This window comes from Streptomyces sp. NPDC044002 (assembly GCF_056434525.1).
The window spans coordinates 1-22,141 of sequence record NZ_JBWKEZ010000070.1; the positions used below are offsets into that span (position 1 = coordinate 1).

The 22,141-nt window shown below is 72.5% G+C and carries 23 protein-coding genes; 10 read left to right on the forward strand and 13 right to left on the reverse strand.

Features of this window, described 5'->3' with window-relative positions:
• The first annotated feature begins 285 nt into the window (after positions 1–285).
• On the forward strand, positions 286–1,110 hold the full coding sequence (locus tag AC07A6_RS34495) for a polysaccharide deacetylase family protein (RefSeq protein WP_362468185.1): 825 nt from the start codon (positions 286–288) through the stop codon (positions 1,108–1,110).
• Between the two features lie 116 nt (positions 1,111–1,226).
• A complete protein-coding gene (locus tag AC07A6_RS34500) occupies positions 1,227–1,547 on the forward strand; it encodes a nuclear transport factor 2 family protein (protein ID WP_362468187.1) in 321 nt (106 codons plus the stop codon).
• 16 nt (positions 1,548–1,563) lie between these two features.
• Here AC07A6_RS34500 and AC07A6_RS34505 read toward each other — a convergent pair whose 3' ends face one another.
• Positions 1,564–2,691 (reverse strand): serine hydrolase domain-containing protein, encoded by a 1,128-nt coding sequence (locus AC07A6_RS34505; RefSeq protein ID WP_386271359.1) that lies wholly within the window; start codon positions 2,689–2,691, stop codon positions 1,564–1,566.
• A 186-nt stretch (positions 2,692–2,877) separates the two neighbouring features.
• Between AC07A6_RS34505 and AC07A6_RS34510 the strand changes: the two genes are divergently transcribed.
• Positions 2,878–3,501: a hypothetical protein gene (locus AC07A6_RS34510; protein WP_478779746.1), complete on the forward strand. Its 624-nt coding sequence runs from the start codon at positions 2,878–2,880 to the stop codon at positions 3,499–3,501.
• 192 nt (positions 3,502–3,693) lie between these two features.
• Here AC07A6_RS34510 and AC07A6_RS34515 read toward each other — a convergent pair whose 3' ends face one another.
• The 3 genes from AC07A6_RS34515 to AC07A6_RS34525 form a co-directional block, all read right to left on the reverse strand.
• A complete protein-coding gene (locus tag AC07A6_RS34515) occupies positions 3,694–4,989 on the reverse strand; it encodes an extracellular solute-binding protein (protein ID WP_478779761.1) in 1,296 nt (431 codons plus the stop codon).
• Positions 4,990–5,313: 324 nt separating this feature from the next.
• On the reverse strand, positions 5,314–5,931 hold the full coding sequence (locus AC07A6_RS34520; RefSeq protein ID WP_007266244.1) for an SMI1/KNR4 family protein: 618 nt from the start codon (positions 5,929–5,931) through the stop codon (positions 5,314–5,316).
• Between the two features lie 36 nt (positions 5,932–5,967).
• The gene (locus AC07A6_RS34525; protein WP_386271356.1) at positions 5,968–6,336 is read right to left on the reverse strand and encodes a DUF192 domain-containing protein; all 369 of its coding nucleotides are present in this window, start codon (positions 6,334–6,336) and stop codon (positions 5,968–5,970) included.
• A 334-nt stretch (positions 6,337–6,670) separates the two neighbouring features.
• Here AC07A6_RS34525 and AC07A6_RS34530 point away from each other — a divergent pair, with 334 nt between their 5' ends.
• Positions 6,671–7,402, forward strand: coding sequence for a prepilin peptidase (locus AC07A6_RS34530; RefSeq protein ID WP_478779747.1), 732 nt, complete (start codon positions 6,671–6,673; stop codon positions 7,400–7,402).
• Positions 7,403–7,544: 142 nt separating this feature from the next.
• On the opposite strand, the gene mgrA is transcribed toward AC07A6_RS34530, so the two are convergent.
• A complete protein-coding gene (mgrA, locus tag AC07A6_RS34535) occupies positions 7,545–8,582 on the reverse strand; it encodes an L-glyceraldehyde 3-phosphate reductase (protein WP_478779748.1) in 1,038 nt (345 codons plus the stop codon).
• A gap of 127 nt (positions 8,583–8,709) precedes the next feature.
• Here mgrA and AC07A6_RS34540 point away from each other — a divergent pair, with 127 nt between their 5' ends.
• The 5 genes from AC07A6_RS34540 (at position 8,710) to AC07A6_RS34560 (ending at position 14,415) form a co-directional block, all read left to right on the forward strand.
• Complete coding sequence (locus tag AC07A6_RS34540; RefSeq protein ID WP_362466965.1) at positions 8,710–9,471, forward strand: isoprenyl transferase; 762 nt, start codon at positions 8,710–8,712, stop codon at positions 9,469–9,471.
• 306 nt (positions 9,472–9,777) lie between these two features.
• A complete protein-coding gene (locus AC07A6_RS34545; RefSeq protein ID WP_478779749.1) occupies positions 9,778–11,094 on the forward strand; it encodes a PhoH family protein in 1,317 nt (438 codons plus the stop codon).
• 412 nt (positions 11,095–11,506) lie between these two features.
• The gene (locus AC07A6_RS34550) at positions 11,507–12,232 is read left to right on the forward strand and encodes an aggregation-promoting factor C-terminal-like domain-containing protein (RefSeq protein ID WP_362466963.1); all 726 of its coding nucleotides are present in this window, start codon (positions 11,507–11,509) and stop codon (positions 12,230–12,232) included.
• 118 nt (positions 12,233–12,350) lie between these two features.
• On the forward strand, positions 12,351–13,748 hold the full coding sequence (locus AC07A6_RS34555; protein ID WP_478779750.1) for an AI-2E family transporter: 1,398 nt from the start codon (positions 12,351–12,353) through the stop codon (positions 13,746–13,748).
• The gene (locus AC07A6_RS34560) at positions 13,732–14,415 is read left to right on the forward strand and encodes a hypothetical protein (protein ID WP_478779751.1); all 684 of its coding nucleotides are present in this window, start codon (positions 13,732–13,734) and stop codon (positions 14,413–14,415) included. Before AC07A6_RS34555 ends, AC07A6_RS34560 begins: the two co-directional genes overlap by 17 nt.
• Before the next feature lie 78 nt (positions 14,416–14,493).
• Here AC07A6_RS34560 and AC07A6_RS34565 read toward each other — a convergent pair whose 3' ends face one another.
• The 3 genes from AC07A6_RS34565 to AC07A6_RS34575 all read right to left on the reverse strand — a co-directional run bounded on the left by AC07A6_RS34565 (position 14,494) and on the right by AC07A6_RS34575 (position 16,095).
• Positions 14,494–15,033 (reverse strand): alkyl hydroperoxide reductase, encoded by a 540-nt coding sequence (locus AC07A6_RS34565; protein ID WP_125601103.1) that lies wholly within the window; start codon positions 15,031–15,033, stop codon positions 14,494–14,496.
• Positions 15,034–15,036: 3 nt separating this feature from the next.
• On the reverse strand, positions 15,037–15,591 hold the full coding sequence (locus tag AC07A6_RS34570) for a peroxiredoxin (protein WP_007266254.1): 555 nt from the start codon (positions 15,589–15,591) through the stop codon (positions 15,037–15,039).
• Positions 15,592–15,735: 144 nt separating this feature from the next.
• The gene (locus tag AC07A6_RS34575; RefSeq protein WP_478779752.1) at positions 15,736–16,095 is read right to left on the reverse strand and encodes a hypothetical protein; all 360 of its coding nucleotides are present in this window, start codon (positions 16,093–16,095) and stop codon (positions 15,736–15,738) included.
• Between the two features lie 124 nt (positions 16,096–16,219).
• On the opposite strand from AC07A6_RS34575, the gene AC07A6_RS34580 reads away from it, so the two are divergent.
• Entirely contained in the window at positions 16,220–17,167 is a 948-nt protein-coding gene (locus AC07A6_RS34580; protein ID WP_362466959.1) for a hydrogen peroxide-inducible genes activator, read from the forward strand.
• A gap of 18 nt (positions 17,168–17,185) precedes the next feature.
• On the opposite strand, the gene AC07A6_RS34585 is transcribed toward AC07A6_RS34580, so the two are convergent.
• The 5 genes from AC07A6_RS34585 to AC07A6_RS34605 form a co-directional block, all read right to left on the reverse strand.
• A complete protein-coding gene (locus AC07A6_RS34585; RefSeq protein ID WP_478779753.1) occupies positions 17,186–19,534 on the reverse strand; it encodes an ABC transporter permease in 2,349 nt (782 codons plus the stop codon).
• On the reverse strand, positions 19,531–20,217 hold the full coding sequence (locus AC07A6_RS34590) for an ABC transporter ATP-binding protein (RefSeq protein WP_478779754.1): 687 nt from the start codon (positions 20,215–20,217) through the stop codon (positions 19,531–19,533). Before AC07A6_RS34590 ends, AC07A6_RS34585 begins: the two co-directional genes overlap by 4 nt.
• Complete coding sequence (locus AC07A6_RS34595) at positions 20,214–20,738, reverse strand: PadR family transcriptional regulator (RefSeq protein WP_362466956.1); 525 nt, start codon at positions 20,736–20,738, stop codon at positions 20,214–20,216. Before AC07A6_RS34595 ends, AC07A6_RS34590 begins: the two co-directional genes overlap by 4 nt.
• A 139-nt stretch (positions 20,739–20,877) precedes the next feature.
• Positions 20,878–21,195, reverse strand: a complete 318-nt coding sequence (locus tag AC07A6_RS34600; RefSeq protein ID WP_362466955.1) for a type II toxin-antitoxin system antitoxin — start codon at positions 21,193–21,195, stop codon at positions 20,878–20,880.
• The gene (locus AC07A6_RS34605; RefSeq protein ID WP_478779755.1) at positions 21,192–22,103 is read right to left on the reverse strand and encodes an SPFH domain-containing protein; all 912 of its coding nucleotides are present in this window, start codon (positions 22,101–22,103) and stop codon (positions 21,192–21,194) included. The genes AC07A6_RS34600 and AC07A6_RS34605 overlap by 4 nt, the downstream gene beginning before the upstream one ends.
• Positions 22,104–22,141: the final 38 nt, after the last annotated feature.

Below are 22,141 nucleotides of genomic sequence, written 5' to 3' on the forward strand. Positions count from 1 at the left end.
ACCGGGTGGGGGGCACCTACCCAAAGGTCCAGAACCACCCGAAGACCCCTCCTGGCACCCAGACCCCCCCCACCCCCCCCTGCGGGGGGGGGGCCCCCCCCCCCCCCCCCCCCCCCCCCCCCCCACCCGCCTTTTCGTATGCCCCCAACATGTGTGACAACTGAGGTTATTGAGGACCAAAGTCCTTATTACCTGGAATTTATTGGGCAATTCGGTGGAACCCCGCCAGGGATGAAGGCGTCATGACCCACAGAACCCTTGCAAGGCCGGACGGGGAGTGGACACATGACGAGCACGCAGAAGCACAGCCTCCGGAACCGGATAGCCGTCGGCGCCTCGGCCGCCGCCGTGGCCGCCACCATCTGGGGCGTGACGGTCCTCGTCGCCCCGGACGACGGCCCCGCCGCCCACCCCGGGACCGGCACGGAGGCGCCCAAGGGCGGCAACGGGCCGGGCGCCCAGCCGCCGCAGGCACCGCCGGCCGGGCTGCCCGACAGCATCGCCCACGCCTCCGAGGCCGGCGGCAACGCCGTCAACATCACCATCGACGACGGCCCCGACCCCCGCTGGACCCCGCAGGTCCTGGAGGTGCTGGCCAAGCACGACGTCAAGGCCGTCTTCTGCATGATCGGCCCCCAGGCCAAGGCCCACCCCGACCTGGTCAAGAAGGTCGTCGCGGCCGGCCACCGGCTCTGCGACCACTCCATGGACCACGACACGTCCATGGACAAGAAGCCCGTCGCCTACCAGCAGGCCCAGATCCTCGACGCCAAGAAGCTGATCGAGGAAGCCGCCGGCGGCGGCGCCAAGGTCGAGTACTACCGCGCCCCCGGCGGGGCCTTCACCCCCGACAGCCGGAAGACCGCCGCCGCCAACGGCATGCGCCCGCTCGGCTGGAACGTCGACACCAAGGACTTCGGCAAGCCCGGCACCGCCGCCATCGTCGACGCCGTCAAGCGCGAGATCGGCAACGGCCCCACGGTCCTCTTCCACGACGGCGGCGGCGATCGCAAGCAGACCGTCGCCGCCCTCGACCAGGTCCTGACCTGGCTGGAGGAGCAGGGCCGGCCCACCGGCTTCCCGGTGCGCACCGCCCCCGACCCCTCCTGACACGCCGCCGGGCGGCGAACGGGTGAGGGTCGGCCGCCCGGCCCCGCCGGGGGTGTTCCCTGGTCGCGCGCGCAGCACAGGACGCACGACGACCACGCACACGACCGGGAGACCCCATGATCAAGCCGGACCAGCTCGCCGACCCCGCCGTCCGGGCCTTCGTCACCGCCGTCAACGCGGGCGACCAGGAGGCCTTCCGGGCCGTCCTGACCCCCGGCGCGACCATGTCCGACGACGGCTCCGACCGGGACCTGACCGACTGGGCGGACCGCGAGATCTTCTCCTCCCGCGGCCACATGTCGGTCGAGAAGCAGACCGACGACGGCCGGTCCCTCGTCGTCTCCTACCGCAACGACACCTGGGGCGAGATGCGCACCGCCTGGCGGTTCACCGTCTCCGACGGCCACATCAGCCGCTTCGAGACCGGCCAGGCCTGAGGCGGCCCGGGGGACGCTACAGCCCCCGCGCCACCTTCAGCACCGCCGCCGTCAGGCGCCCGTTCTCCGGGGCCAGCCCGCCCGGGAAGCCGAAGCGGCGGCGCGTGTACCCGTACGCGATCCCCGTGACCGGGTCGGCGAAGCCGTTGCCGCCCGCCGCGCCGCAGTGCCCGAAGGCCTCGGGGCCCACCGCGGGCTGGGTCTCGAAGCCCAGCCCGAAGTGGTCCGGCTCCGAGGTCACCCGGTCCTGGCCCGGCGTGTGCAGCCGCGCCACCTCGGCCACCGTCGCCGGCTCCAGCAGCGCGGGCCGGCCGTCCAGCCCGCTGACGGCCGCCGCGTACAGGGCGGCCACCCCGCGCGCCGTGCCGCTGCCGCCCGCCGAGGCCGGGCCCAGCGCCTTCACCTTCGGGTGGTTGGCGTACGCGACCATGTCCATCGGCGGCTCGTGGTGCCAGTTGAAGGCGGTCCGCAGCATCTCGGGCAGCGGCCCGCCCGCCGCGAGCAGCTCCAGCTGCGCGGGCGTCGGCAGCATCTCCAGGACCGGCTTCCAGCGGCCCTCCAGCTCCGCCGGCAGCCCCATGTACAGGTCCAGCCCGTACGGCGCCCGCACCCGCTCCTCGTAGACCTCCTGGAGCGAGCGGCCCGTGACCCGCCGCACCACCTCGCCCGTCAGCGCGCCGATCACGAACGCGTGGTAGCCGTACGCCGTGCCGGGCTCCCAGTACGGCTCCTGCCCCGCCAGCCGGGCCGCGAGGAGCGCGTCGTCCGCGATCTCCTCGTACGAGAAGCCCCCGGGGACGCTGATCAGCCCGGAGCCGTGCGCGACGAGCTGCCGCACCGTCAGCCGCTCCTTGCCGTGCCCGGTGAACTCCGGCCAGTACGCCGACACCGGACGCTCCAGGTCCAGTACGCCCTCCTGCGCCAGCAGCGCCACGACGAGGTGCGCGGCGCCCTTCGTGAGGGAGAAGACCCCGCTCAGGGTGGCCCCGTCGGTGTCCTCGCCGGCCCACAGGTCCACCACGGTCCTCCCGTGGTGGCGCACCGCGAGCTGGGCCTCCGGCGGGTTCGGCTCCGAGGCCGCGAACGCCTCGAACTCCGCCCGCACCGTCTCCCAGCCCGGTGCGACCGTCCCATCGATCGTCATGCCCATGCCATCCCCCGTGGTCGTGCGGGGACCGTTTCCCCGTCCGGGCACAGGGAACCAGAGCCGTCCGGAGCGCATTCCGGCCCGGAACGGAATCTGTCACCTGTGCGTCCGCCGCCCGCTCCGTACGGGTGAACGCGCGCACGGCGTCGTTCCGGCCCGCCGCGGGGGTCCGTTGGGCCGGGCATGAAGCGCACTCGCACCGCAGCCCTCGCCCTCGCCGCGGCAGCCGCGGCCGTCGCCCCCGCACTCGGCCAGGCGTCCGCCACCGCCGCACCGGGCACCGGATACCTCCAGGACCCGGCCGGGGGCGAGCACAAGATGAAATCCCTGTGGACCAAGGACCAGAAGCACAAGCTGGAGGGCCAGGTCCGCTTCCACCCGGGGATCCGGTACGGGACCGTCTCCCGCCCCTCGCACCCCCACGACCCGAGGAGCGAGCGCCAGGTCGCCGACCCGGACACGCTCTCCTGGGAGCCCTCGTACGAGTTCGCGTGGGCGGTGTCGGACGCCCTGGTGAACAAGGGCCTGACCACCAAGAACGACACCCACCCGATCGTCGTGCACGCCGTGCTGCGCGACGCGAAGGGGGTCGCGCGGGCGGAGGTGGAGCGGAAGCTGACGGGGCAGCCGGCGACGGGGCGTCAGAAGGTGGAGGGCGGCAAGAGGATCGCGTGCGACACCGGCGAGTACACGGTGGAATGGTCGGTCACGCGCACCCACTACGGGACGCTGACGGGCACGCTGCGCTGGGACTCCGGCTGCGAGCAGTACCGCAAGGCGTTCTCCGCGGAGAACGGCCGGGCGTAGCGGGAGGCGGCGCCGGGCGGCGGAGGAGGGGGAGGCCTGCCGCCCCGCGCACCTTGTGGGTGCCCGTCGGGCGACTGGGCCGCGGCCTTGGATCAAGTGCCGACAGCCATTCTGCCGTACGGGATGGGGTCCGGCAGGGAGGCGAAGGTCCCTTGTCGCGAGGGACTTTCAGTGCGACTCTCAGTGCGACTTTCAGTGCTTCTTCTTCGAGGCGGCGCTCGCCTTCGCGGCGATGTCCTCCAGGACGGCCTTCGGGCTGGCGCCCGGTTCCAGGGCCCGTCCGATGTTGCGCTTGATGGTGTCGCTGACCGACACCCAGGCGGGGTCGTTGACCGGGTAGAGCTGGGCACCGCGCAGGGCGGTCAGGAACTGCTCGTCGTTCTTGTCGAGGCCGCCGCCCGAGGGGGTGCGGGAGGCCGTGACGGTCGAGGGCAGCAGGTGGTAGCGGCCCGCGAAGTCCGCCAGGTTCTTGTCCTGGTAGACGAAGTCCAGGAACTTGCCGATCTCCTCGCGGTTGCCGTTCTGCTTGAAGGCCATCATCCAGTCGGCCACGCCCACGGTCGGCGGCTTCTCGCCGGTGCCGAGGTAGTCCGAGACCGGCATGGCCACGGCGCCGACGGTGATGCCCTTGGCGCGCGCCTCGTGGGAGAGGGACGGGTAGCCGTTGAGCATGCCGACCTCACCGCGCAGGAACGCCGCGAAGGCGTCGGCGCGGTTCAGCTGCGCGGGCGGGGTCGGGCCGGTCAGCCCGGGGCCCACCATCTTGTCCCGGAGCCAGTTGAAGGTCACGATGTTCTGGTCCGAGGCCAGGCTGTAGTTGCCGCTGCTGTCGGCGTAGCCGCCGCCGTTGGACAGCTCCCAGATCATCGCCTCCGCGTGCGCCTCCTCGGGGCCCAGCGGCAGGGCGTACGGGTACTTCACGCCCTTCGTCTTGAGCGCCTTGGCGGCGGACTCCAGGTCCGCCCAGGTCTTCGGCTGCCAGGTGGGCGAGCCGTCCTTGGCGACGAGGCCGGCGTCCGCGAACAGCTTGGTGTTGTAGAAGAGCAGACGGCTGCTCGCCACGAACGGCAGGCCGTAGAGGGTGTTGCCGACCGATCCGGCCTCGGCGAGGGGCTGGAGGAAGTTCGCCTCGGCGCTGATCGAGAGCAGCTCCTCCGCGGAATACAGCTTGCCCTGGGCGGCGAAGTCGGAGTAGGAGCCCATGAGCGCCATGTCCGGCGCCTTGCCGGAGCTGACCATTTTGGAGACCTCGCGGTCGATGTTCGCCCACGGGAGGAGCGTGACCTCGACCTTGATGCCGGGGTTGGCCTTGGTGAAATCGGCCGTCACCTTGTCCCAGAAAGCCTTGGAACTGGTGGCGGGAGTGGTGCCGTATTCGGCCGCGACCAGGTGCAGCGCGTCGCCGCTGCCGCCGCCGGAGGAACTTCCGCAGCCGGACAGCGGTATCAGCAGACCGAACACGGCTGCCGTGGCGGCCGCGCCGAACATTCTTCTTCGCACGGGTGGATACCCCTGATTTTCTTTTGATTCCCGTTATTACTTATGAGTTGCTCCGGGCTGGGGTGTCCCGCCGTGGCCCGTCTGGCCGGAATTCTCTCCCGACGGCGGTCGGCTTGAATGCATTGGGTCGGCGGTTGTGTTGAATGCTCCAACCGATTGTTTTCCGAATTGTGTTTTCCGATATGAGTGCGGGATATGCGACGCGCGTAGACATGCCGAAAAGCCCGTTTCCGGCGGGGAAACGGGCTGGGTGTGATTTCGGGCGGGCCGGCTCCGGCGCGGCCGGCCTGGCGGGACCAGGCCTGGCGGGGACTAGTCGGCGAACTCGCCCGCGTAGGGGTCCGGCTCCCCGGTCTCCGGGTTGCGGCCCTCCTGCCAGCGGCGCTGGGCCTTGCGCCAGTGGACGAAGCTGAGGTGCCCGGCGTCCCAGAAGGTGATGCTCACGGGGCTCACGTCGAACTCGTCGGAGCAGAGCCGCAGCAAGAATTCGGCCATGCCGTACGGGTGGACGGCGAAGGCGTCGGCGGTGTGCCGGCCCGCGACCAGCACCGGCCAGCGGTCCGGGTCGGGGTCGGTGGTGAGCCAGCAGAGGATGTCGGACCCGCCGGTGACGCCCCAGGCGATGATCGACTCCGGGTCCACGTCGAAGGCGGCCCGGCCGCCCCCGGCCTCCCAGAGCTGCCGCGCGTTGGCGGTCTCCTCGGCCATCTCGGCCGGGTCCCACTGGAGTCCGGGCTTGGGCAGCGGCAGCAGCACGCTGGCCTCGCCGTTGATGGACCCGGCCCCGTAACGCCCCATGAACGCCACGAAGTCGGAGGGGAAGCGGGTGCCCCAGACCGCCTCGGCCGCCTGCCAGTCGATGTCCTCGTCGGCGCCGTGCGTCGCCGGCATGATCTGCTCCAGCGCCTTGATCCGCGCGTTCTCCGTCATGCCGCTCCCCTGAGACCCCAGCCCAACCGCCCCAACCTACCGCCCCGCGCCGGGAGGTCCACCCGCTGAGACGGCCACCGTGCTCCCCACCGTGAGGCCCCAGCGGGCCATGGCCCCCGCCTCGGCCTCAAGCACGTGCCGGGAACGGAGCCGGGGCAGGCCGAGGCGGCCCGGGGGCATGGTGGTCAGCGCGATCACGCGCATCCGGCGGTCGAGGTGGGCCACGTCGATCGGGAACCGCATCCGGAAGGTGTGCACGCTCGCGGCCGGCGTCAGCAGCAGCGCCCCCTCGACACCGTCGCGGCCGAGCAGGCCGCGGGTGCGGGCCCGGTAGGAGGCGGCGACCTCCAGGGGGACCGTGGTGCCGCCGATGAGGAGGGTGCCGGTGCCGTCCCTGTACGCCATGGGGGTCACCCTAGGCGCCGCTGCGCGGGGCTGGTCCCCTACCCGCCCTTCCACCGGTCCCCGGGCTCCGCCCGGACCCGTTCCGTGCGCTCCGCGCCCGGTGCGCTCAAACTCCCCCAGCTACCGCTGGGAGGTGCCCCCAGCGCGGGCTGGATGTGCGCAGCACAGCTCAGCCCCGCCGGCGTTTGAGGCGCGGGGTCTGGGGCGGAGCCCCAGGGAACGGGCGAAGGGCGGGTAGGGGACCTCGCCCCGCGCAGCGGCCGACGCGCCGGGCGGGGCGGCGTTGGGTCCTCGGGCCCGTGCCCGCGGCGGCGGCGCGGCCTACCGTCACCGGATGGGCGCACTCGTGATCACCGCCGCCGCCGCATACGGCGCCACCGCCGGCCTGGCGCTGCCCCGCGCCGCGTACCGCCTCTCGGTGCCCCCCGGCGAGCCCTGGCGCGCGTCCTGCCCGGACGGGCACCCGCTGCGGGGATGGCTCGGGCCCGCCCGGTGCGGACCGGGCGGGCCGTCGGGGCTGCCCTACGGCCCCCGGGCCGGGTGGGCCGGCGGGCTCACCGCCGCCGTCTGCGCGGCCCTCGCCGCCACCGTCGGCCCGCGCCCCGAGACGGCCGTCTTCGTCGCGCTCGCGCCCGTACTCGTACTGCTGGCGCTCGTCGACCTCGCCGTGCACCGGCTGCCCGACGTGCTCACCCTCCCCCTGGCCGCGGCCTGCACCGCACTGCTCGGCGCCGCCGCGCTGCTGCCCGGCGCCGCCGGGTCCTGGCGGCTCGCGCTGCTGGGCGGGCTCGCGCTCGGGGCCTCGTACCTCCTGCTGTTCCTGATCAACCCCGCCGGGATGGGGCTGGGCGACGTCAAGCTGGCGCTCGCCCTGGGGGTCGCTCTTGGGTGGTACGGGTGGGGGGTATGGGCGGCCGGGGCGTTCCTGGGGCTGCTCTACGGCGCCGTATACGGCCTCGGCCTGGTGCTGAGCGGCCGCGCGGGCCGTGACCAGGGCTTCGCGTTCGGCCCCTTCATGGCCGCCGGAGCCCTCACCGGAGTGCTGCTGGGCGGATTCGGAGCGTAATCGTTTTGCGGCAATGCACGCAGGACGCTTTACGAAGGGTTATGGTGGAACCCCCCCCTCGGGCCGGTCCGTATCCCCCCCACGGACCGGCCCGTTTTTCTTTCCACCCGCCCTCCGGGCAAAAACGCAGGTCAGCCGCGGGTCAGCCGCGCTGGGCCCAGATGTTGGTGCCGGGGGTGGACACCGCGAAGGAGTCGATCTCCTTCAGCTCCTGCTCCGTGAGCGGCGCACCGGCCAGCGCGGCCACGTTCTCCTCCAGCTGCTTCACGCTCGACGCGCCGATCAGCGCGGAGGTCATCCGCTCGTCGCGCAGCACCCAGGTCAGCGCCAGCTGGGCCAGCGACTGGCCGCGGCGGGCCGCGATGTCGTTCAGGCCGTGCAGGCGGCGCACCACGTCCTCCGACAGCAGCGCCGGGTTCAGGGACTTGCCCGCGGCCGCCCGGGAGTCCTCCGGGATGCCCTGGAGGTACTTGCCGGTGAGCATGCCCTGCGCGAGCGGCGCGAAGGAGATGCAGCCCATGCCGGCCTCCTCCAGGGTGTCCAGCAGTGCGTCCTCCTCCGTCCAGCGGTTGATCATGGAGTACGAGGGCTGGTGGATCAGCGGGCGCACGCCCATGTCCGTCAGGATCCGCGCGGCCTCGGCGGTCTGCGCCGCCGTGTACGAGGACACGCCGACGTACAGCGCCTTGCCCTGCTGGACCGCGGACGCGAGCGCGCCCATGGTCTCCTCCAGCGGGGTCTCCGGGTCGAAGCGGTGCGAGTAGAAGACGTCGACGTAGTCCACGCCCATCCGCTTCAGCGAGGCGTCGAGCGAGCCGAGCAGGTACTTGCGGCTGCCCCATTCGCCGTACGGGCCGGGGTGCATGAAGTAGCCGGCCTTGGTGGAGAGCACCAGCTCCTCGCGGTAGCGCGCGAAGTCCTGGGCGAAGATCTTGCCGAAGTTCAGCTCGGCGGAGCCGGGCGGCGGGCCGTAGTTGTTGGCCAGGTCGAAGTGGGTCACGCCGAGGTCGAAGGCGCGGCGCAGGATGGCGCGCTGGGACTCCAGGGAACGGTCGTCCCCGAAGTTGTGCCAGAGGCCCAGGGAGATCGCGGGGAGCTTGAGGCCGCTGCGACCCGTGCGACGGTAGAGCATGGAGTCGTAACGCGAGGGCTCTGCCCGATAGGGATTGTTATCAGTCACGTTGTCCTTGCTATCACGGACTTGTGACAGACCGAGTTGGGTACCCGATCCCGACGCGCAGTAATGTGGCGGCCTCGGGGGAGACCGCAATTGGCACGGGGGCATTGCACGGAGGGGCTCGAAGATCGTGAAGCTGCGCGACCTGGTGTACAGGCTCTATGCACGCCGGGTGGAAGGCCGCCTCGACCATGACGCGTCGCCCAAGCACATCGGCGTCATCCTGGACGGGAACCGGCGCTGGGCGAAGGCGTCCGGAGGCACGACGGAGCAGGGCCACCAGGCCGGCGCCGACAAGATCTCCGAGATGCTCGGCTGGTGCACCGAGACGGACGTCGAGGTCGTCACCCTGTGGATGCTCTCCACGGACAACCTGGACCGGCCGGAGGTCGAGCTCCGACCGCTGCTCAACATCATCGAGAACACGGTCCGGGGCCTCGCCGAGGACGGCCGCTGGCGCGTCCACCACGTGGGCAACCTGGACATCCTGCCCGCGCAGACCCAGACGGTGCTGAAGGAGGCCGAGCAGGCCACCCACGACATCGACGGGATACTGGTCAACGTCGCCGTCGGCTACGGCGGCCGCCAGGAGATCGCCGACGCGGTCCGCTCGCTCCTGCTGGAGCACGCCGAGAAGGGCACCTCCTTCGAGGAGCTCGCCGAGGTCCTGGACATCGACCACATCGCGGAGCACCTCTACACCCGCGGCCAGCCCGACCCGGACCTGGTGATCCGCACCAGCGGCGAGCAGCGGCTCTCCGGGTTCATGCTCTGGCAGAGCGCCCACTCGGAGTACTACTTCTGCGAGGTCTTCTGGCCGGCCTTCCGCAAGGTCGACTTCCTGCGCGCCCTGCGCGACTACGCCGCCCGCCACCGGCGCTACGGCACCTGACCGGAAGGCACCCCCACCCCCTCGGCCCCACCCGAACCCTTCACCAGGGATTCACCGAGCGTCCGTCATATGCCATGGCATGGCAGCGCACGTTCGAGGGCATAACCCAGGCAGGTCGACGCCCGATCCACGGGTGTCGAGTCTCAGCGGACGGCACAGGGCCGTCCGCCCGGGAGGCCCTTTGCACCAGGACGCGCGTGCGGTTCGCACGGACGGATTGGAGGGCCGGAACTCGGCCCTGGCACTGGCGCCGATGACCGGTCCGGTCTTCATGGCCCGACCTCTTCCGAGGGGGTACGTCCTTCCGTGGTGACCAGCACAAAGCGCCGCCTGCCCGACAGGCGGACCTACGTCCTCGACACCAGCGTCCTGCTGGCCGACCCCAACGCGTTCTCCCGCTTCGACGAGCACGAGGTCGTGCTCCCGATCGTGGTGATCACCGAGTTGGAGGCCAAGAGGCACCATCCCGAACTCGGCTACTTCGCCCGTCAGGCCCTGCGCCTGCTCGACGACTTCCGGGTCCGCTACGGTCGCCTCGACGCCCCCATCCCGCTGGGAGATCTGGGCGGCACCCTGCGCGTCGAGCTCAACCACTCCGACCCCGGCGTCCTGCCGGCGGGCTTCCGGCTCGGGGACAACGACTCGCGGATCCTCGCGGTCGCCCGCAACCTCCAGGCCGAGGGCTACGACGTCACGGTCGTCTCGAAGGATCTCCCGCTGCGCATCAAGGCCTCCTCCGTGGGGCTGCTCGCCGAGGAGTACCGCGCGGAGCTCGCCATCACCGACGCCGGCTGGACCGGCATGAGCGACCTCGCCCTGTCGGGGGAGCAGGTGGACCTCCTCTACTCCGAGGAACGGCTCTACGTACCGGAGGCCGCGGAACTGCCCGTGCACACCGGCCTGGTCCTCCAGTCCGAGCGCGGCAAGGCCCTGGGCCGGGTCACGGCCGACGGCAACGTCCGGCTCGTACGGGGCGACCGCGAGGCCTTCGGGCTGCACGGGCGCAGCGCCGAGCAGCGCATCGCCCTGGACCTGCTCCTCGACCCGGATATCGGGATCATCTCGATGGGCGGCCGGGCCGGCACCGGCAAGTCGGCACTGGCGCTGTGCGCGGGTCTGGAGGCGGTGCTGGAGCGGAGGCAGCACCAGAAGGTCATGGTCTTCCGCCCGCTGTACGCGGTCGGCGGCCAGGACCTCGGGTACCTGCCGGGAGACGCGGCCGAGAAGATGAGCCCCTGGGCGCAGGCGGTCTTCGACACCCTCTCGGCGGTCGCCGGGCGCGAGGTCATCGAGGAGGTGCTCGGGCGCGGGATGCTGGAGGTCCTGCCGCTCACGCACATCCGCGGCCGCTCGCTGCACGACGCGTTCGTCATCGTGGACGAGGCCCAGTCCCTGGAGCGCAACGTCCTGCTGACCGTTCTGTCCCGGATCGGGGCCAATTCGAGGGTCGTTCTCACCCACGACGTGGCCCAGCGCGACAATCTGCGCGTCGGCCGGTACGACGGAGTGGTCGCCGTCGTTGAGAAGCTGAAGGGGCATCCGCTCTTCGCCCACGTGACGCTGACCCGCTCCGAGCGCTCCCCGATCGCCGCACTGGTGACGGAGATGCTGGAGACCCTCTAGGAGGGAACGGGGTAAAACCCCCATAGCGGGACGGTCAGTTGGCGCCGCCCGGCAAAGGCCCAGGAGCCTAGCCGGGCGGCGCCCTGCTGCACAGGCGTTTTCCCGAATCACCGGCATCACAGCAGGTGTGACCTTTCACACGCAACGCGGAATTGCCCTGCGGCGTCGAGGTCCGGCAGAGTCTGTTCTCCGTCAGGCCCCGCATACGGAACACCTGTATCCCCTTCCGGGATACGCAGTACGAACAACTCCACAGCCGATGTCCGTATGCCGCCCGGTACAGCCGGCAGCCCCCGTGAGGGAGTTGCCCACGGGCCAGCGTCTCCAGTGACCTCAACACCACGGAGACCAGTGTCGAGGGGGCACTCTTGCGACCGCGCGGTCACTGCGGACGCTGCTGGAAGGACACCGTGTGAGCCGGATCTCGGTCCGGGGGTTCGCAGTGGCTTCGGCCACCGCGGTCACCACCGTCGGCGCAGTCGTGGGCGTCGCCACTGGCGATGCCGCATCCAACGACATCGAGACGACCGCTTCCGGCGCGACTCTCCTCACCGACCTCCAGGTCGGCGAGCAGGCCCAGGTCCAGAGCGCCACCCTGGCGCAGCAGGCCGACAGCATCGCCCACGCCGCCGACACCGACGCCAAGCGCTCGGTGGAGGAAGCCGCCCGCATCCAGGCCGCCGAGGACGCCAAGTCCAAGAAGGCCGAGGCCGAGAAGGCCGAGGCGGAGAAGGCGAAGAAGGCGGAAGCCGACGCCAAGCTCAAGGAGCAGCGCGACGGGGAGGGCGAGGTCGCCAGCCGTTCCGCCACCCGCGACGCCGGCGACTTCCCGGTCCAGGGCTCCTACACGGTCGCCCAGGTCAAGGAGATCGCCCGGCAGCTGGTCCCGGCGGGCCAGTTCCAGTGCTTCTCGAACATCATCAACCAGGAATCCACCTGGAACTACAAGGCCGTCAACTCCTCTTCGGGAGCCTACGGTCTGGTCCAGGCGCTCCCCGGTTCGAAGATGGCCTCGGCCGGCTCCGACTGGCGCACCAACCCGGCCACGCAGATCAAGTGGGGCCTCGGCTACATGAACGAGCGCTACGGCAGCCCGTGCAGCGCCTGGAGCTTCCACCAGGCCAACGGCTGGTACTAGAGCCCCGGCATAGGGCCCGCGCACAACCTCGGGGAACCCCGCACCGTCCGACGGTGTGGGGTTCCTCGCGTGTACGGTCGTGCGAGGCGTCACCACTGGGCGGGGGAAAGGGAACGACATGGCGAAGAGGGCAGGCTGGCTCGGCCGGCTCGGCAGCAGACTGAGCCGGATGGAGGCGGCCCTGGACGAACGGCGGGCCGAGGTCGAGGCCGAAGCCGCCGGCGAACCGCCGCTGCCCGCCTCCGCGTCCACCCCCGCCGCCTCCACCTCCGCCTCCGCCTCGTCGGCATCGGCGTCGGCGTCGGCGGCGGCGGTCCAGGGTCCCGTGGAGCCGGCCGGGCCCGCGGTGCTCGCGCCGCCCGGGCGGCCCGACCCGGTGACCGTCATCCCGTGGGGGGTGCGGGTCGCCGCCGAGGCGAGCTGGCGGCTGCTGATGCTCGCCGGGATGCTCTGGGTCCTGATGAAGGTGATCAGCGAAGTCCGGCTGGTCGTCCTCGCCTTCGCCGCCGCGCTGCTCGTCACCGCGCTGCTCCAGCCCTTCGTGGTGCGGCTGCGCCGGATCGGCCTGCCGCGCGGGCTGGCCACCGCCGTCACCGCGGTCCTCGGCTTCGTCGTCATCGGGCTGGTCGGCTGGTTCGTGGTCTGGCAGGTCATGGAGAACCTGGACGACCTCTCCAGCCGGCTCCGCGAGGGCATCAACGAGCTCAAGAGCTGGGCACTGGACAGTCCGTTCCACGTGACCGAGAAGCAGATCAACGACATCGCGAAGAACCTCAGCGAGACCATCGGCACCAACACCGAGGAGATCACCTCCGCCGGCCTCCAGGGCGTGACGGTCCTCGTCGAGGTGCTGACGGGCATGCTGCTCGCGATGTTCTCGACGCTCTTCCTGCTCTACGACGGCAAGAAGATCTGGACGTGGGTGCTGGGCCTCGTCCCGGCCGCCGCCCGCCCCGGTGTCGCGGGCGCGGGCCCGCGCGCCTGGCGCACGCTGACCGCGTACGTGCGCGGCACGGTGCTCGTCGCGCTGATCGACGCCGTGTTCATCGGCCTCGGGCTGTACTTCCTCGACGTGACGATGGCCGTGCCGCTGGCCGTGTTCATCTTCCTGTTCGCCTTCATCCCGCTCGTCGGCGCCGTGATCTCCGGCGCGCTCGCCGTGGTGGTGGCGCTGGTGACGCAGGGGCCCGTCATCGCGCTCGCGGTGCTGGGCGTGGTGCTGGCGGTGCAGCAGATCGAGGGGCACGTGCTCCAGCCCTTCATCCTCGGCCGGGCCGTACGGGTCCACCCGCTCGCGGTGGTGCTCGCGGTGGCGGCCGGCGGGATGGTCGCGGGCATCGGCGGGGCCGTCGTCGCGGTGCCGCTGGTGGCCGTCACCAACACCGTGGTGGTCTACCTGAGGGCCTATTCGCGCGAGCGGCACCACGCGGCCGTCGCCGCCACCGGTCCGGGCCCGCACGGGGCCACGGCGGTGCGGGCCGCCGCGCTGGAGGCCGGGGATGATCAGCGAGCCTGAGCTCGACGGGGAGTGGGCCGACGCCCCTCCGGCCGAACCCGCGGGCCCGCCCGCGCGGCCCGGGGGCCGGGAGGGGCGCGGCCGGGCCCCCTGGCTGTGGGCCCTGGGCGGGGCCGTGCTGGCCTCTGCCGCGTGGGCCGGGGTGCTGGTCGTGCAGGAACGTCACTCCGCCGCCGGGCCGCCCCTCGCGTACCGGCACAGCGAGCAGCTGTGCGGGGAGGTCCCGCTGAAGGCGGTGGGGGCGGTGATGGGCGGCCTGGGCGTCGGCATGCCGAGCCACGGCGAGGACCCGGCGCTGGATTGGTCGCACTGCTACTCGGTCGGGGGGCGGGAGGACCAGCTCTCCATGCACGACGCCCAGGTGATGGTCGAGCTGCACAAGAAGACCGACCCCGAGGCCGAGTTCGGAGCCGGACCCGACCTCAACGAGAACCTGCGCTCGCCGTCCGTCGTGCGGGAGCAGGTTGCCGGGCTCGGCGAGCGGGCGGTCTTCTCCGGGCAGGAGGCCGGGCCCCGGCTCCAGGTGCTGGACGGCGGGGCGGTGTTCACCATCCGGGTCACGTGGTGGGTGGGCCCGGACGGCAAGGGGGAGGTCGACGAGACCGCCCTCAAGGCGGCGATGGTCGAGGACATGCGCGCGCTGATGGACCGGCTCCGCCGGAAGTGACCACGGAACGCAGCGTGCCCCCGCCGCCCTGAAGGGCAGCGGGGGCACGGTGGCGTGGGGAGTCGCCCCTGGGGGTGACTACTCGGCGGCCAGGGCCGCTTCCGCGTCGAGGGTGACGGCGACGGCCTGGATCACCGAGGCGATCTTGAAGGCCTCCTGGACCGTCTCGCGGTCGACGCCCGCCTTGCGCAGGACCTGCTCGTGCGAGTCCAGGCACTGGCCGCAGCCGTTGATCGCGGAGACCGCGAGCGACCACAGCTCGAAGTCGACCTTCTCCACGCCCGGGTTGCCGATGACGTTCATCCGCAGGCCCGCGCGCAGCGTGCCGTACTCCGGGTCGGAGAGCAGGTGGCGCGTCCGGTAGAAGACGTTGTTCATCGCCATGACCGCGGCGGCGGACTTGGCGGCGTTGTACGCCTCCGGGGACAGCGCGGCCTTGGCCTCCGGCTCCAGCTCACGCAGGACGCGCGGGGAGCGGGCGGCGATCGCGCAGGACAGGACGGTGCCCCACAGCTGCTGCTGGGTCAGGGTGTCCTGGTTGCCGATGACCGAACCGAGGTTCAGCTTCAGGTCCTTGGCGAAGTCCGGTATGGCCGACTTCAGGGTGTCGAGGGACATCCGTCACTCACCGGCCAGCAGGGCGCCGGCGTTCAGGGTGTCGTCGCCCTTGTTCCAGTTGCAGGGGCACAGCTCGTCGGTCTGCAGGGCGTCGAGGACCCGCAGGACCTCCTTGGGGTTACGGCCCACGGAACCGGCGGTCACCATGGCGAACTGGATCTCGTTGTTCGGGTCGACGATGAAGACCGCGCGCTTGGCGAAGCCGTCCTCGCCCTCGACGCCGCAGGCCTGCATCAGGTCGTGCTTGACGTCGGCCAGCATCGGGAAGGGCAGGTCACGCAGGTCGGCGTGGTCCTTGCGCCAGGCGTGGTGGACGTACTCGGAGTCGCCGGAGACGCCGAGGATCTGAGCGTCGCGGTCCGCGAACTCGTCGTTCAGCTTGCCGAACGCGGCGATCTCGGTCGGGCAGACGAAGGTGAAGTCGGCAGGCCAGAAAAACACCACGCGCCACTTGCCCTCGTAGGACTTGTGGTCGATCTGCGCGAACTGCTTGTCGGCGTCGAGGGAGACGCAGGCGGTCAGATCGTAGGTGGGGAACTTGTCACCGACAGTGAGCACACTGACTCCTAGCAGAGCGGAAAGGGACCCTTTTGGGGGCTTTCCGAAGGGGTTGGACGGTCTCACATGCTGGCACAGTGACATTGATCGCGGAAATCGCAAAGGGTGGTCGCTCTGATCAGGCTTCCCTATCAATGGGGTGGGTCAGCCGCCGCAGAACGTCTTGGCGGCCAGCGCGGCGCCGTTGGCGTAGCCCCGCTGGTAGTCGGGGTCCAGCTCGCGCAGGTCGTTCGGCGGCTCGGCGCCGCAGTCGGCCTTGACCGCCTGGAACCCCTTCCTGAAGCCCTTGTCGTATTGCGCGTCCCCGTCCGTCCCGGCGGGCCGGACGACCTCCGGGGCCCGGGCGCCGGCCGCGACCGAGCAGGCCGTGACTCCGGAGGCTGTGACTCCGAAGGGCGTGGCCGCGGGTGCGCCCGGTACGGCGTGGGCCGCGACCGCCGGCCCCAGGAGCAGCGGTGCGGCCGCCAGCGGGGTCAGGACGGCGGTACGCAGGAGCCTGTTCATGGTCGCCTCCCGGGCGCGGGCCCAGGCCGGGCCCTCCTCGCCCTGCCTCCACTCTCACGCGCCCGGACGCGGCCCGCAGCGCACACGGCCTAGTCTGGTGGCGGGTGATCGGAGGTACCTATCAGTGGCTGTCGGCAACAGGGGAGCGAAGCAGGCGACGCTCGCACAGCTGCGGGCGTTCGCCGCCGTCGCCGAACACCTGCACTTCCGGGACGCGGCCGCCTCGATCGGCATGAGCCAGCCCGCGCTCTCCGGCGCCGTCTCCGCGCTGGAGGAGGCCCTCGGCGTGCAGCTGCTGGAGCGCACCACCCGCAAGGTCCTGCTCTCCCCGGCCGGCGAGCGGATCGCCGCCCGGGCCCGGACCGTCCTCGACGCCATGGGCGGGCTGCTGGAGGAGGCCGAGGCCGTACGGGCCCCCTTCACCGGGATCATGCGGCTCGGGGTGATCCCCACGGTGGCCCCCTACCTGCTGCCGACCGTGCTCGGGCTGTTCCACCGGCGCTACCCGCGGATGGACCTCCAGGTGCACGAGGAGCAGACCTCCTCGCTGCTGGAGGGGCTGGCCGGCGGGCGGCTCGACCTGCTGCTGCTCGCGGTGCCGCTCGGTGTCCCCGGCGTCACCGAACTGCCCCTCTTCGACGAGGACTTCGTCCTGCTCGCACCCCGCGAGCACCCGCTCGCCGGGCGGCGCGACATCCCGCGCGGGGAACTGCGCGACCTGCGGCTGCTGCTGCTCGACGAGGGGCACTGCCTGCGCGACCAGGCCCTGGACATCTGCCGCGAGGCGGGCCGGGCCGACGGGGCCGCCGTCACCACGACCGCCGCCGGGCTGTCCACCCTCGTACAACTGGTCGCCGGGGGACTGGGCGTGACCCTGTTGCCGCGCACCGCGCTGCGCCTGGAGACCGCGCGCAACGAGTACCTGGCCACCGGCTACTTCGCCGAGCCCGCCCCCTCGCGGCGGATCGCGCTGGCCATGCGGACGGGGACCGCCCGGCAGGAGGAGTTCCGGGCCATCGCGGCGGCGCTGCGCGAAGCCGTGCGCCCGCTCCCGGTCTGGCCCGCGGAGTAGGGCGTACGGCTCCGCGGGTCACTCCGTGCGCAGTCCGTCCGGGCGCGTCATGCGCAGCAGCGGCGGCAGGCTCAGCAGGGTGACCGCCGCGACGAGCCCCGCTCCGGCCCCGGTCAGCGAGAGCACCGACGTCCAGTCGACCCGCACCGGGACCTGGACCATCACCATCAGCACCGCACCGAGCCCGGTGCCGGCACCCGCCGCCAGGACCAGCCCGAGGGCCACCGGCAGGGCCGTCTGCCAGAGCACCGACAGGCCCAGCGTCGAGCGCCGGGTCCCGAAGGCGGCCAGCGCCGAGAGCAGCCTCCTGCGCTCGCGCAGCTGTTCCAGCTGGGTGACCAGCAGGCTGGTGCCGATCAGGACCAGCACCCCGGTCGCGCCGAAGAACAGCCCGGCGCGGATGCCGGGGAGGGAGCGGTCCTGCTGCGTGGACCGCAGGGTCGTCGCCGTGGCGAGGGGGTCCGCCTTGAAGGCGGCGGTGCGCACCCGCTCCAGGGCGTCCGGAACGGACTCGTCGAGCTGGACGTAGACCTGTGCGAACTGGGCGCGGCCCATGCCCTTCGGCGCGGCGGAAGGGGTGGCCAGCAGGCCGGTGCGGAGCGCGCCCGTCGGGTCCTCGCGGGGGCGGACGGTACGGGCGGCGGCCGGGACGGTCCAGTCGACGGTCCTCCCGCCCAGGCCGGCCGAGGCCTCCGCGGAGATCCGGACGTCGCCGGCGAAGACCCGGTCGCCGGGGCCGACGGCCTCCCCCAGCGGGCCCCCGGAGAGGACGAAGACGTCACCTTCGCGGCACGCGCCCAGCTCCGCGACCTCGGCGAGCGCCTGGCAGGTGCCGATGGTCAGGTCGGGCGCACCGGGGGTCGGGACCTGCCGGGCGACGCCCACGGTGTTCAGCGGGACGGCGCGGGTGACGCCCGGGGTCCCGGCGATCCGCCGGCCGAGGTCGTCGAGACCGGACTCGGTGCCGCCGTGCATCATCACCGCGACCGAGGCCCGGGAGGGGTCCTGCCCGGTCTCCACGGTGACCGCGCCCTCGACGCCCGAGAAGAGCATCTGGAGCGAGATGGCCCCGGCGACCGCCACCGCGATGCCGTTGACCAGCCGGGCGGAGGAACCGCTGGCGACCTGCAGGCGGCGGACCGCCAGCTGCCAGGAGACGGGCCCGCCGCGCATCCGGCCGACGCAGCGCTCCAGCAGCCAGGGGAGCAGGGCCGTGACACCGACCAGCAGCAGCACCACGCCACCGCTGACCTGCCACTGGTTGAACCGGCCGCCGCCGTTGCCGCGGCCCGCCATCGGCAGGAGCAGCCCCAGCCCGCCGAGCGGCAGCAGCAGCCGCCACCACACGCGGCGCCGGCGCGGCGCGGCCGTCCGCAGGACGCCCAGCGGCTCGATGACCACCCCGCGCAGCGTGAACAGGGTCACGGCCACGGCCGCGGCCGGCACGGCGAGGACCACCAGGGCGACCAGCCCCGGCGCGGGGGCCAGGTCGGCCGGGAAGACGCTGCGCCCGCTCAGGGAGAGGGAGCCGACCAGCTCGCGGCCGGCCGCGAAGAACACGGAGCCCAGCAGCAGCCCGGCCACCGCTCCGGCCAGCGCCTCGCCGGCCGCGATCCGGCGGACCGTCCGCCCGTCGGCACCGACCAGGCGCAGCGCGGCGAGCCGCTGGTCGCGCCGCTCCCCGCCCGAGCGGACGGCGGCGGCGATGAACACGGCGACCGGCAGCAGCAGGGCGACGAAGGTCATCAGCACCGTGAGCATCAGCACCGGGCTGAGCCCCCGGCCCGGCGGAGCGGGGGCGAAGCCGGTGATGCGCTGGACGCGGAACTCGCCCGGCTCCGTTGCCGGGAGGACGTCGGCGCCCCGGTAGAAGGCGAGTTCGGCCGGGCCGGCCAGGCCGGCGTCGCCGATGACGGCGCCGATCCCGCCGTCGAGGCGCTCGCGCAGCAGCGCGCCCTCCGGCGACCGCAGCAGCTCCCGCAGGGCGGGGGAGACGGCCAGTTCGCCGGGGGCGGGGAAGGCCTTCAGACCCGGCGGGAGCGGGGCGTCGGGGCCCTCCGGCTTCAGCAGCCGGCCCTCGATGTCCTGGCCGCGGTACGTCATGTCGGCGCGGGCTATCAGCAGGGTGTCGGGGCCGGGTGCCGCGGCCGTCGGGGCGCCCAGGAGGGAGCGGGCGTCGCCGCGCTGCTCGCGGGCGGCGAGCGCGCCCGGGACGGCCGTGCCGATCAGCAGCAGTGCGACGCCGAGGCCGACGCCGACGCCGGTGAAGAGGGTGCGCAGCCACCCTTCGCGGCCGCCGCCGAAGGCGAACCGGACCCCCATGGAGAGGTCCCGGGGCCATGCGCGGGCCTTGCCGGGCGCGCTCATACGATCGGCTCCATGTCGCGGGAGCGGCCGTCGCGCACGACGATCTCGCGGTCGGAGTACGCGGCGACGCGGGTCTCGTGCGTGACGAGGACGACGGCGGTGTTCGCCGACCGGGCTGCCTCGGTGAGGAGCTGCATCACCAGCTCGCCGTTGAGGGAGTCCAGGGCGCCCGTGGGCTCGTCCGCGAAGACCACCCGGGGTCCGGTGACCAGGGCCCGGGCCACGGCCACCCGCTGGCCCTGGCCGCCGCTGACCTCGCCGGGGCGCTTGGCGGCGAGGTCCTCGACCTGGAGCCGCTCCATCCAGCGCAGCGCGGTCGCCTCGGCCTCCTTGCGCCGGGTCCCCGCCAGGCGCAGCGGCAGGGCCACGTTCTCCACGCAGGTCAGCTCCGGGACGAGCCGGCCGAACTGGAAGACGAAGCCGAACTCGCTGCGGCGCAGGGCGCTGCGCTCGGAGTCGTTCATCGCGGACAGCTCGCGGCCGGCGTAGGTGACGGTGCCCGAGTCGGGGGTGACGATCCCGGCGAGGCAGTGCAGCAGCGTCGACTTGCCGGAGCCGGAGGGGCCCATGACGGCGACGACCTCGCCGGGGTGGATGGAGAACCCGGCGCCGTCCAGGGCCTTGGTGGGCCCGTACGACTTGCGCAGGTCCGCGGCGGCGAGCAGGGTGCCGGCCGGGGTCATCGGCGTACCTCCCGGGCGAGCTGGTCGAGGCGTGCGGCGGTGAGCTCCAGCCAGCGCAGGTCGGCCTCCAGGTGGAACAGGGCGTGGTCGCAGACCAGCTGGTCGGCGATGTCGCCCTTGCGCTTGCGCTGGGTCAGGATGCGCATCAGCCGCAGGTGCTCGGCGCGCTGGGTGTCGAGGAGCTCGTTGGCGCTGCGGTGGGTGAGCAGGGCCAGCACGACCTTGGTGTACAGGGTCGACTGGAGGTACGGCTCGGGCTTCTCGGGCTGGGAGAGCCAGTGCTCGACGTCGGTGATGCCGGCGTCGGTGATCGCGTACCGCTTGCGTTCGGGACCGCCGCCGCTCTCGACCCCGTCGACCTCGACGAGGCCGTTCTTCAGGAGCCGGGACATGGTCGAGTAGACCTGCCCGTAGGCGAGGGGGCGGTCGTGGCCGAAGGTCTCGTCGAAGGCGCGCTTGAGGTCGTAGCCGTGGCGCGGGCCGGCCTCCAGGAGGCCGAGCAGGGTGTGGCCGATGGACATGGCGGCGACTATACACGTCATGTATACGCGTGGTGTATAGCCATCTGACGTGCGGATATGCGGGAATGGCATGAGGAAGGCCCGCCGACGGGGAGCCGGCGGGCCGAGTGGGGCCGCAGACCCGTACGGCCGTACGGGCTCAGGAATCCGGTGCGTTGCGGGGGCGGCCGCGCGGGGGAATGGGGGCGGCGCCGCCGGGGAGCCGGCCCGCCTCGGACAGGGCCCTGCGCAGCAGGAACTCGATCTGCGCGTTCGAGCTGCGCAGCTCCTCGCCGGCCCAGCGCGCGAGGGCGTCGTAGACCTGCGGGTCGAGCCGCAGGAGCACCTGCTTGCGCGCCTGCCGTGCCGCCCGGGCGGGCTTGCCCTCGGCCGGGCCCGGGGCGGAACCGGAGCCCGCGCCGGAGCCGGCCCCCTGGCCCTGGGGGCCGCCGGGGCGGGGAGCGGCGGACGGGGTCACTGGTAGAGGGTGCCCGTGTTGATGACCGGCGTGGCCGCGCGGTCGCCGCAGAGCACCACCATCAGGTTGGAGACCATGGAGGCCTTGCGCTCCGGGTCCAGGTCCACGATGTCCTCCTCGGCCAGCCGGGTCAGGGCGAGCTCCACCATGCCCACCGCACCCTCGACGATCTGCTTGCGGGCCGCCACGACCGCGCCCGCCTGCTGGCGCTGGAGCATCGCGGAGGCGATCTCCGGAGCGTACGCGAGATGCGTGAAGCGGGACTCGATGATCTCCACGCCCGCCGCCTCGACCCGGGTCGCCAGCTCGGCCGCGAGCTTCTCGGTGATCTCCTCGGCGTTCCCGCGCAGCGACAGGCCGCCCTCGTCGTGGGCGTCGTAGGGGTACTCGATGGCGATGTGCCGGACCGCCGCCTCGGTCTGGGTCTCGACGAACTCCGTGAAGTCCTCTACCTCGAAGACCGCGCGCGCGGTGTCGGCGACCTTCCACACCACGACCGCCGCGAGCTCGATCGGATTGCCGTAGGCGTCGTTGACCTTGAGGACGGCCGTCTCGTGGTTGCGCACCCGGGTCGAGATCTTCTGGCGCGAGGTCAGCGGGTTGACCCAGCGCAGTCCGTCCGTGCGGACCGTGCCCCGGTAGCGGCCGAACAGCTGGACCACCCGGGCCTCGCCCGGGGCCACCGTGTTGAGGCCGGTCATCGCGAGGATCGAGCCGAGGAACAGCAGGAAGCCCAGCGGGATCAGGACCGCCTTGGCCGCCGTCGCGTCCGCCACGGCGGCGAGCGCCAGCAGGCCCGCCCCGGCCGCCACGCCCGCCAGTCCGAGCAGCAGGGCCGGTCCGCCGCCGACGCTGCGCGCCGTGAACTCCCGTACCCCACTCGGTCGTGCGTCCGCTGTGTTCGTCATGGAATGCCCCCGTTTGTTCAGTTGCGTCCGGTCGCCGT

Excerpts from the sequence above, each read along its gene's own strand:
- AC07A6_RS34495 (WP_362468185.1), top strand. The coding sequence starts at position 286 with ATGACGAGCACGCAGAAGCACAGCCTCCGGAACCGGATAGCCGTCGGC.
- AC07A6_RS34500 (WP_362468187.1), top strand. The coding sequence starts at position 1,227 with ATGATCAAGCCGGACCAGCTCGCCGACCCCGCCGTCCGGGCCTTCGTC.
- AC07A6_RS34505 (WP_386271359.1), bottom strand. The coding sequence starts at position 2,691 with ATGACGATCGATGGGACGGTCGCACCGGGCTGGGAGACGGTGCGGGCG.
- AC07A6_RS34510 (WP_478779746.1), top strand. The coding sequence starts at position 2,878 with ATGAAGCGCACTCGCACCGCAGCCCTCGCCCTCGCCGCGGCAGCCGCG.
- AC07A6_RS34515 (WP_478779761.1), bottom strand. The coding sequence starts at position 4,989 with ATGTTCGGCGCGGCCGCCACGGCAGCCGTGTTCGGTCTGCTGATACCG.
- AC07A6_RS34520 (WP_007266244.1), bottom strand. The coding sequence starts at position 5,931 with ATGACGGAGAACGCGCGGATCAAGGCGCTGGAGCAGATCATGCCGGCG.
- AC07A6_RS34525 (WP_386271356.1), bottom strand. The coding sequence starts at position 6,336 with ATGGCGTACAGGGACGGCACCGGCACCCTCCTCATCGGCGGCACCACG.
- AC07A6_RS34530 (WP_478779747.1), top strand. The coding sequence starts at position 6,671 with ATGGGCGCACTCGTGATCACCGCCGCCGCCGCATACGGCGCCACCGCC.
- AC07A6_RS34555 (WP_478779750.1), top strand. The coding sequence starts at position 12,351 with ATGGCGAAGAGGGCAGGCTGGCTCGGCCGGCTCGGCAGCAGACTGAGC.
- AC07A6_RS34560 (WP_478779751.1), top strand. The coding sequence starts at position 13,732 with ATGATCAGCGAGCCTGAGCTCGACGGGGAGTGGGCCGACGCCCCTCCG.
- AC07A6_RS34565 (WP_125601103.1), bottom strand. The coding sequence starts at position 15,033 with ATGTCCCTCGACACCCTGAAGTCGGCCATACCGGACTTCGCCAAGGAC.
- AC07A6_RS34575 (WP_478779752.1), bottom strand. The coding sequence starts at position 16,095 with ATGAACAGGCTCCTGCGTACCGCCGTCCTGACCCCGCTGGCGGCCGCA.
- AC07A6_RS34585 (WP_478779753.1), bottom strand. The coding sequence starts at position 19,534 with ATGAGCGCGCCCGGCAAGGCCCGCGCATGGCCCCGGGACCTCTCCATG.
- AC07A6_RS34590 (WP_478779754.1), bottom strand. The coding sequence starts at position 20,217 with ATGACCCCGGCCGGCACCCTGCTCGCCGCCGCGGACCTGCGCAAGTCG.
- AC07A6_RS34595 (WP_362466956.1), bottom strand. The coding sequence starts at position 20,738 with ATGTCCATCGGCCACACCCTGCTCGGCCTCCTGGAGGCCGGCCCGCGC.
- AC07A6_RS34605 (WP_478779755.1), bottom strand. The coding sequence starts at position 22,103 with ATGACGAACACAGCGGACGCACGACCGAGTGGGGTACGGGAGTTCACG.